The sequence below is a fragment of the Nostoc sp. genome (assembly GCF_036917815.1).
In the GTDB taxonomy this organism is placed as follows: domain Bacteria; phylum Cyanobacteriota; class Cyanobacteriia; order Cyanobacteriales; family Nostocaceae; genus Nostoc.
In genome coordinates, this window is record NZ_JBALEK010000065.1 from 279993 (window position 1) to 289304 (window position 9312).

Below are 9312 nucleotides of genomic sequence, written 5' to 3' on the forward strand. Positions count from 1 at the left end.
TTGTGTCTTAGCGTCTTTGTTTTATGCTAATAGTGCATTCGTTACGTAGGAGAATCAGTTGAGTATTGTTGCTGAGAGGGTGAATTGCTTACTTTTGTTCAAAGAAAAAGCATTTATTTGGCAGTTTGTTCTGCAACAATCAGTCTTCTTGATTGAGGATGTTGTCTAGTCTAGTATCTTGTAAGCTAATGAAAAAGGATTAGGTCGAGCTTATATGCTAGAGTCCTTCCAAATACATAATTTCAGACTTTTTCATCATCTTGAGGTTAAGAGATTAGGTAATGTTAACCTCATTGTCGGCAGGAATAATGCTGGTAAAAGTACATTTCTGGAAGCAATAGAACTTTATGCCAGCAACGCTTCACCTATGAATCTCCTTGAACTTGTAGATTCAAGGCAAGAGTCTTGGGTTAGTGAGGCACAATCATATTCCCAAACTTTTCTTGATAATCCCATACGCCATCTCTTTTTTGGTCATAAATTACCCGATATAGGAGAACAAGGCATCATTCTGGGAGAAGTTTCATCAAGGGCAAAGATTCATATTGGTGTTGCTGCATATCAGATTAAATCTGATGACGAAGGAACCACGAAAAGAATCCGCGTCACTGATGAGCACTTTCATGAGGATTTATCCGATATTGAAGTTACTCTCGTAGCAGAAGAAAGTCAAAGAACTCGGAGACTCTTCAGATTAAATCGTGATTTGAGAGATATGAGGCTCACATCTGGAGTTTTTTACGAACGACAAGAGTCTGAATTTAAATACACATGGCAGTTTGTCTCTACAGAGAATATGCCTAATCGGAAATTAGCCGCTCTTTGGGATTTGACAAGTTTAACTAATTTGGAATTAGAGGTTATTTCTGCCCTAAAACTTATTGAACCTAAAGTATCTGGAGTTGCTTTTGTAGAAGATATTAGCAAAGAACGCGGAGACAATAATCGTCGGCAGGGAGGCGATAATCGTATTCCACTGGTAAAAATTGAAGGTATAGATGAGCCATTAACTCTAAAGAGTATGGGTGATGGGATGACTCGTTTATTCCATATAATTGTTGCTCTCGTAAATGCTCGAGATGGCATCCTTTTAATTGATGAATTTGAAAATGGATTGCATTGGACAGTGCAGCCTAAAGTTTGGGATATTGTTTTTCGTTTCTCCGAAAGGTTGAACGTTCAAGTATTTGCAACAACACATAGTCGAGATTGTGTCAATGGTTTTGAAAGTGCATGGAATAACTATCCTTCACTTGGTGCTTTCTTTAGACTTGAAGCTAAAGATAATCTTATTAAGGTAACAGAATACACTTCTGACACCCTTACGGATTCTCTTGAAACAGATGTTGAAATACGCTAAATAATATGAGTGATATCTGTAAGCAAGACATAGTTTTGGGGTTGTCTGTGGTGCGATCGCTAATCGTTGAATAATCTGAAGACTTGTCTGTAGAGCGATCTCATCTCATAGAACGTTTATATAAGGTCGTGCTATGCTATTGGAGTGTCTAATGAAGAGAGTTATGACTGCTCCAGCGGAAGAATTGTTAAGCACCTTTGATCGTCTGCCAGAGTCAGAGAGACTGGAAATAGCTCTAGAGATTTTAAAAAGGGTCAGACATTTGGATTTTCCATATTTGTCAAATGAAGATTTGGTTTGGAATGCAGAAGAACTTTTTTTGGAGTTAGATCGCCAAGAAGCTTTCTATGAGTAGCCCCGATCGTGGAGAAATTTGGCTTGTCGATCTGGGCTATACAGCAAAAGTCAGACCATGCTTAATTATCAGTATTCCTGCCTTAGATCAAGATCGAGCATTAGCAACCCTAATTCCTCATACGACTAGCTCACGCGGTTCAAGATTTGAGGTGGCGGTAAAGGTAAACTTTCTCCGAGCCGGAGTGTTTGACGTACAAAATATTATTACAATTCCACATGCAAAGTTGCTCCGAAAGTTGGGAGACTTGACACCAGAACAACTAGTTGAAGTTGAAAAAATATTACTCTTTTGGCTGGGATTGGAGGAGAGAGATTCTGAGAGCGATGAGTAGCAACTAAAGATAGGTGAATATCTCCGATTCAAAGGCTTCTAAAATCCGATCGCTTCATATTAATTAATGAAAAAGCTCTTATTTATCTGTAGTAAGAATAAACTGCGAAGTCCCACCGCCGAGGCTGTGTTTTCTGAATATGAAGAATTTGAAACAGACTCAGCAGGTTTAGATCGCTCTGCCGAAGTGCCATTATCAACGGAGGCGATCGCATGGGCTGATACGATCTTTGTAATGGAAAAATCCCATAAAAACAAACTATCGAAAAACTTCCAGCCTTTTCTCAAAGATAAAAAAATTATCTGTTTAGATATCCCAGATGAATATGAGTATATGGAACCAGCTTTAATTGAGTTGTTAAAACAGAAAGTTCTACCTTTATTAAAAATAAAAAAATGAATATTCAAGAAGCTTTTAATTCTGCCGCAGTAGATTACGATGACTTACGTCGGATTCTCATTCCCTGTTTTGATGACTTTTACAAAACAGCCGTTGAAATTATCCCGGGCAATCACACTGCACCTCTGAAAATTTTAGATTTAGGTGCTGGTACTGGACTTTACTCAGGTATGGTTCAGTCCGTCTTCCCTAATGCCGAGTTCACCTTGCTAGACTTAGCCCCGGAGATGTTAGAGAAAGCTAAGTCTAGATTTAGCAAAATGGGTAAATCTCCCAAAATATTAATTGGTGACTACGTTGAGACTGATTTAGGTGATTCTTATGACCTGATCATCTCAGCCTTATCAATTCATCATCTCTCAGATTTGGACAAAGAACGTCTTTATCAAAAGATTTATGATGTTCTCAATCCTGGAGGGATATTTATCAATGCCGATCAAGTTCTCGGCAAAACTCCTGATTTAGAACAACTTTATCGCCAACACTGGTTAGATTCTGTCCGGGCTAAGAATATCTCAGAAGAGGATCTAAAAGCTGCACAAAAACGGATGGAATACGATCGCATGGCAACCCTTGATATTCAACTTCGCCAGCTTGAAGCGGCTGGGTTTCACAATGTTGATTGTTGGTACAAAAATTTTAGCTTTGCTGTTTTTGGTGGTTATCGACCAATAGAGTTCAGTTAAGCCTAAAACTCAACTTCACTTTAGATAGTTTACTTAGTAGGTTGGGGAGCCACTGCGCCCTTGCGGTCTCCCCAAGCTACGCGTAGCGTCTCCCTTTGGCACAAGCAAGTGGCGTTTGAGGAACGAAACCCAACATTTTTATGGGTTTGTTGGGTAACACGAATGTTCAACCCAACCTACAAATTTTCTTAACCTACGCAGTATTGTTTACTTTCCCAATTGTGGAATTAACTTCAATGTTGCAGTACTATTTGCTGTAACATTCTTTTGTTCCCATAACATGGGGTGGTATTCAATTTTCCGCCAGGGATCAATCATGTCGTTGTAGTGCTTATGGAAGGCATGGACTGATTGTCCAGGGGTATGAATTGCTACTGAATTGCCCAAATTTCCCAAATCTACAATCATCCGTAGGGAAGGAATGTCAGTCACCTCAAAGGATTTATTTGCTCTCCATCGATTAGCATTCACTGTTTCACCATTACCAGCCGTGGCAAAAGCACCACGATTAAATAAAGCTTCAATCGGTGCAAGTCCAGATTTACCCAAGGTGGCATTCCGAAAAGTAATGGTATGTAATTTGCCCCAATTCCAGTTTTTCGGATCTTGGCTTTGAATACGTTCTAGTTCATTCACCGCTTTTGTAAAGGATTGCTGGAGGATCTGGTCACGGTTCTCAACTTTTGGGGTGTTGCGATTATCCCACCAAGAACTATTGGGCTGTTTGACCAGATTTGCTACCACAGCATACCAGCGATCGCCTCCATCAGGAAAGTAGCTTTCAGGCAACTGATCGTGAAACGTATCTGCTAGCAAGTGTTTCCAGAATACTTCAAATAAAGCAGCAGCAGGCGATGTCATTGCCAACTGCAAATTCCAATCTCGCAGCAGTTTTTGGGCTGCTTGCAACTGAGGAGTATCAACAGTGATAGATTGCAGTAGTGGCACTAGTGTTTGTGCATTCAGATTGCGATCGTCACCCTGTATCTGCTGCACATCCTTCAGGGAAATCGCTTCGGTTTGTTGTGAAATCATTTCAACAATCCGCTTTGCCCGGTAGCCATAAACCCAATCTGCGGTAATTAGGTAAGGATATTCACGCATAACTAAATTATTGGCAGTCGCAATATAACCTTGGGGTGGATTGAAGCTTTTGGGTAACTGCTCAAAGTCAATATAGCCCAACCACTCATATTCATCCGTCCAACCAGGAACGGGATAACGCCCATCTCCCTTAGCTCGGATGGGGAATTTACCAGGCATTTGGTAGCCAATATTGCCATCAATGTCAGCGTAGACCAAATTTTGAGCCGGCACATCATAATTGCTGGCAGCAGCGCGGAATTCCTGCCAGTTTTGGGCGCGATTGATTTGGGGAATTGCATACCCTACTTTAGAAGGTGCTAGGGCTGTCCAGTGCAGGGCTACGGCGTAATTTTGCGGAATTTCTAAAGGCTGACTTGGCTGGAATTGCTTCAGATTGAGTGAAACATCAGAGAGAATTGGCCCATGTCGGGTATAGCGTACCGTTTGGACAATCGGCTGATTCCCCGCTACTTGAATTGTCTCTTGCACGAGTTGCATATCAACCCATTTGCCATTTACCTCATACTGATTGGGGTTTTGTGGGTTGATTTTCTCAATGTATAAATCCATCACATCAGATTCTACATTGGTGACACCCCAGGCAATGCGATCGCTATGACCGATAATCACCCCAATCATTCCCGCAAAGGAAAAGCCAGTAACGTTGTAGGGACATTCTGCACTCTTCGGTGTGCAGTGCAAACCAACCTCATACCAAATAGAGGGAATTTGCACACCTAAATGGGGGTCATTCGCCAAAATTGGCTTACCTGTGGCCGTCCGTTGACCAGATATTACCCAGTTGTTCGAGCCAATACCTATTCCTGTGGGCCCAATGAGTTGTTCTAAAGCCATCATCGGCTGAGTAATTGACTCTAAAGCAGGTAATACATCTGAAGAATTGAGAAGTACTTCAACGTTATTGTCCCTCCCTTCCCCTGTTCCTTGCTGGAACTCAGGTAAAATAACCGGCAAGTCTTTAGGGTATGGTGGAAAAAGTTCCTCTACTTGAGTAGGGGTAAGAGTTTTGAGCAGTATGGCACGTTCAATTTCGCTCTGGAAATTTCTGCCCAAGTCGTAAGCCATCACCTTCCCCCAAGTCAGGGAATGCAGTATTTGCCAAGGTTCTGGCTTATACCCAGGATTGAGAAATTTTAGCACAGCGTATTCTAGACTCAGGGCGCTGCCTTGATGTTCTGTCAAATAGGTATTAACACCATCGGCATAAGCTTCCAGGTATGCTTTCATCTCTGCATTAAGTTCCTGAATTTCTTGCTGCGCCACTCTCGCCCAACCCATTGTCCGCAAATACTTATCAGTGTCAACCTGAGAAGAACCAAACATTTCTGCCAATCGCCCAGAACCAATGTGTCGCCAAAAGTCCATTTGCCAGAAGCGGTCTTGGGCGTGGATATAACCTTGCGCCATAAATAAATCGTGGGAGTTGGCAGCCCAAATGTGCGGAATTCCCCATTTATCACGCTGGATTTGAACTTCAGCTTTCAATCCAGATAGTTGAATTGTGCCACTCTCTTGCGGAAAGGATTGGCGCACAGTGTAGATGGTAAATCCCACTAACAATAGCACCAGCACTAACAGCACAATCAAAGTTTTTTTGAGAATTTTCGGAAACCAACATTTCCTGGAGCTTTTTCTTTGGGCTTGCCGTGGCATTGTTTAGTGAAATCACGCGATGTTACAAGGTTGATGATATTACAGTAGAGGGAGCAACATTGATTTGTTCAACGGGTCGCGCCAGGAAAAAGACGACTTCAGCGCCATTTCTCAGTCCCTTTTTCAAGAGGATGCTTAGGGATAGCCTGTTGTAGGCATTCACTTACACAGCTAAAATGATTTCAAGGAAACTTTTCAGCAGAACATCAAATGCTGAGAATTAGCCTAAAAATATCATCAGGTGCGATCGCAGGAGGCAAAAAATGAGCTTGGCTGGATTAAGAATTGTGTTGGTAGAACCAGCCGGGCCGATAAATCTCGGCGCGATCGCCAGAGTCATGAAAAATTTCGGGCTATATCATTTAGTATTAGTAAATCCCCAATGCGATCCGCTATCGACGGAAGCTTTGATGATGGCTGTTCATGCTAAAGAAATTTTAGAATCTGCGGTATTAGTGGCGACCTTACCAGAAGCATTGCATGGATGTGTCAGGGCGATCGCTACCACAGGTCGCGCTCGCAGTTTGGAAACACCCCTAGAAACCCCCCGCACTGCACTACCCTGGTTACTGGAGGAACCAGAAAAACCCGCCGCACTGATTTTTGGCAGGGAAGATCGGGGATTAACCAATGAAGAATTAAATTATGCACAGAGGTTTGTTGGTATTCCCACAAGTCAAGATTATCTAATCCTAAATTTGGCTACTGCCGTGGCAATCTGTTGTTATGAATTGTCACAATGTGCCCAGCAACCGGGTACTCAGACCTTACCCCAAGCTGAACTCGCACCCTTAGATGTTGTGGAAGGATATTACCAACAATTAGAATCACTATTACTGAAAATTGGTTATGTATATCCCCATACGGCAGCTAGTCGCATGGGAAAATTTCGCCAACTGTATAATCGCGCTCACCTCAAAACTGGGGAGGTAGCCATGCTGCGAGGAATTTTGCAGCAGGTAGAATGGGCGATGAAAAACCAGAGTGATGGTGAAAACTTGTAATTATTCGTTTACTATATACGCAATCATCCCCCCAAAATATTTAATATCGCTGAAACTAAACGCAAAAATGCTACTTAGTGGCAAAGTAGAATTTAAGTATTAATATTGCTTAAAGATTTAAGTTTTGGGTCAGGAGTCTGCAAGAAAACAGTCAAGTGGGTCACAAGGAGTAACAGTGTCAGAGTCAAGTGACGAACTAACAGCTTTCTCGCGGCGTCAACCCTTAAATCGCCGCCAACGGCCACAAAAAGTTCAAAAAGTGGCACAGAAGAAAGTTAAAACTAACAGCCAGCAGCCAGCAGCCAATGGACAGAAAGGGGCACTAACACGCCCAAAAAATCAAATCAGTCCTCCCCCAATCCCTGGTGCTACACGTAGGGTAAAATCAGGGTTACTCATGCCAGCAGCAGTAAAACCAATACCGCCTAGTGTAAAGAGGAAAATTCCTCCCTTGCGATCGGGTGCTGTGATGGTCAAAACAGTGCGGATGGAAAAGCCAAAAACAGGCAGACGCTCATCCCGGAAGACGCGGTTAAAGCCAATGGCGAAAACCATATTGTATGTTTTGCGGTTATTGATTGTAGGTGTTGGGATGGGTGCAATTGTCGGCACGGCGTTGTCAGTATTAGACCCGGCTAATCGCATCACCACAACTGCGCCGCCATCTAATAGTAATGTGGTGCGATCGCAGCCGCAACCTGCCCAAACTCCCCCAGCCGCAGCTTCTAGCTTATACCTATCTCAAGAAATTACCCCATTGAAAAGTGCCGTGCAAAATTTGGCGGCCACTAACCCAAATCTCACACCTGGAGTTTTCTTAGTAGATTTAGATACTGGTAATTATGTAGATGTCAATGGCTCAACCAGTTTTCCGGCGGCTAGCACCATTAAAGTGCCCATTTTGATTGCCTTTTTCCAAGATGTGGACGCGGGTAAAATTCGACTGGATGAAATGCTGACCATGCAGCAGGATATGATAGCTGGCGGATCGGGAACTCTGCAATATAAACCAGAGGGAACCCAGTACGCTGCTCTTGATGTCGTCACCAAAATGATTACAATCAGTGACAATACGGCGACAAATATGCTGATAGCCCGACTGGGAGGCATAGATGCTTTAAACCAGCGTTTCCGTAGTTGGGGATTGACAACCACAGTAATTCGTAATCAACTCCCGGATTTGCAAGGGACAAACACCACTAGCCCCAAGGAACTAGGGAATTTGATGGCGATTGTGAGTCAGGGAAATTTAGTGAGTATGCAATCACGCGATCTCATGCTCGATATCTTGCGTCGCACCCAGAGAGACACTCTGCTACCATCAGGTTTGGGAACAGGCGCGAGAGTATACCATAAAACGGGCGATATCGGCACAATGTTGGCAGATACAGGTTTGATTGTCGTTCCTACTGGCAAGCGGTACATCGCCTCTGTTATGGTACAACGCCCCGAAAACGATCCTCGCGCCGAAAAATTGATTAGCTCAATTTCTCGTGCTGCCTACCAAGAGTTTAGCCAGAATGCTGTCACACCCAACAGTACTACTGGGACAGTACCCGTAAATGGTTATCAGCCCCCTGTTGTGAGTCCTGTTTTACCCAACAGTACCACAGGAACAGTACCCGCAAATGGTTATCAGCCCCCTATTGTCAGTCCTGTACCCAACGGCGTGGGAAGTACTGTGCCGCCAAACGGTTATCAATCTCCAGTTGTTAATCCACAATATTATCCCCCAAGATAAGTAGGTCGGCGTTTCGTTGGGATCAGGCAGGGAGCAGGGGGAACTAGCGTTGCACTGAATTAAAACCACAAATTATACCCCGTAGAGGCTGGCGATCGCAATTGAAGTTACAATTTCTGTTTGTAAATCAAATAGGATTGCTATACCCGAAACTATCAACCAAATAGTCATTGCTCAAATTCCAACACTAATTGTCAAAATTCAAACGTTTGCAACAAATATTCTTCCATATATAAGAAACGCTTAAGTATTTCTTGCAAAGGTATAATCAGTTGCTGCAAAGGCTTAATATTTTGCAACAAATACTCTTCCATATATAAGAAACGCTTAAGTATTTCTTGCAAAGGTATAATCAGTTGCTGCAAAGGCTTAATACTTTGCAACAAATACTCTTCCATATATAAGAAACGTTTAAATCATTGCAACAATTGTTGTAATGAACTTATGAATTGATTAGTTATTGGTCATTAGACTTCTTGCAAAAGTCCCTAACACCTCTCCTCTAAGGACACACAAGTTTAATTACCCCCTTAGAAAGGCTACGGTGTACACACAAGTCGAATTACCCCCCTTAATCCCAGGGCTGATTCATTCCATAAGAGCAAGAAGTTTGTCAATATCATGAGAGATAAATCTTTGGGCAGTTGTGATGGAAGCATAACCATTCCGCCGA

9 protein-coding genes are annotated in these 9312 nt (G+C 42.7%); 7 read left to right on the plus strand and 2 right to left on the minus strand.

The features are described from left to right. Positions 1-214: 214 nt before the first annotated feature. The 5 genes from V7K97_RS21220 (at position 215) to V7K97_RS21240 (ending at position 3134) form a co-directional block, all read left to right on the plus strand. Positions 215-1360, plus strand: a complete 1146-nt coding sequence (locus V7K97_RS21220) for an AAA family ATPase (protein WP_334802970.1) — start codon at positions 215-217, stop codon at positions 1358-1360. A gap of 163 nt (positions 1361-1523) precedes the next feature. Next, positions 1524-1715: a hypothetical protein gene (locus tag V7K97_RS21225; RefSeq protein ID WP_334802971.1), complete on the plus strand. Its 192-nt coding sequence runs from the start codon at positions 1524-1526 to the stop codon at positions 1713-1715. Beyond that, a complete protein-coding gene (locus V7K97_RS21230; protein ID WP_334802972.1) occupies positions 1708-2049 on the plus strand; it encodes a type II toxin-antitoxin system PemK/MazF family toxin in 342 nt (113 codons plus the stop codon). Before V7K97_RS21225 ends, V7K97_RS21230 begins: the two co-directional genes overlap by 8 nt. A gap of 66 nt (positions 2050-2115) precedes the next feature. Continuing rightward, positions 2116-2448 carry a low molecular weight protein tyrosine phosphatase family protein gene (locus V7K97_RS21235; protein WP_334802973.1) on the plus strand — a complete coding sequence of 111 codons (333 nt, stop codon included), beginning with the start codon at positions 2116-2118 and terminating at the stop codon, positions 2446-2448. After that, entirely contained in the window at positions 2445-3134 is a 690-nt protein-coding gene (locus V7K97_RS21240; RefSeq protein WP_334802974.1) for a class I SAM-dependent methyltransferase, read from the plus strand. Before V7K97_RS21235 ends, V7K97_RS21240 begins: the two co-directional genes overlap by 4 nt. 207 nt (positions 3135-3341) lie before the next feature. On the opposite strand, the gene V7K97_RS21245 is transcribed toward V7K97_RS21240, so the two are convergent. After that, a complete protein-coding gene (locus V7K97_RS21245) occupies positions 3342-5894 on the minus strand; it encodes a penicillin acylase family protein (RefSeq protein ID WP_334802975.1) in 2553 nt (850 codons plus the stop codon). 263 nt (positions 5895-6157) lie between these two features. Here V7K97_RS21245 and V7K97_RS21250 point away from each other — a divergent pair, with 263 nt between their 5' ends. Together V7K97_RS21250 and V7K97_RS21255 are read left to right on the plus strand one after the other, a co-directional pair. After that, entirely contained in the window at positions 6158-6898 is a 741-nt protein-coding gene (locus tag V7K97_RS21250; protein WP_334802976.1) for an RNA methyltransferase, read from the plus strand. 175 nt (positions 6899-7073) lie between these two features. Further along, complete coding sequence (locus V7K97_RS21255; protein ID WP_334802977.1) at positions 7074-8639, plus strand: serine hydrolase; 1566 nt, start codon at positions 7074-7076, stop codon at positions 8637-8639. A 194-nt stretch (positions 8640-8833) separates the two neighbouring features. Here V7K97_RS21255 and V7K97_RS21260 read toward each other — a convergent pair whose 3' ends face one another. Continuing rightward, positions 8834-9037 (minus strand): hypothetical protein, encoded by a 204-nt coding sequence (locus V7K97_RS21260; protein WP_334802978.1) that lies wholly within the window; start codon positions 9035-9037, stop codon positions 8834-8836. Between the last annotated feature and the right edge of the window lie 275 nt (positions 9038-9312).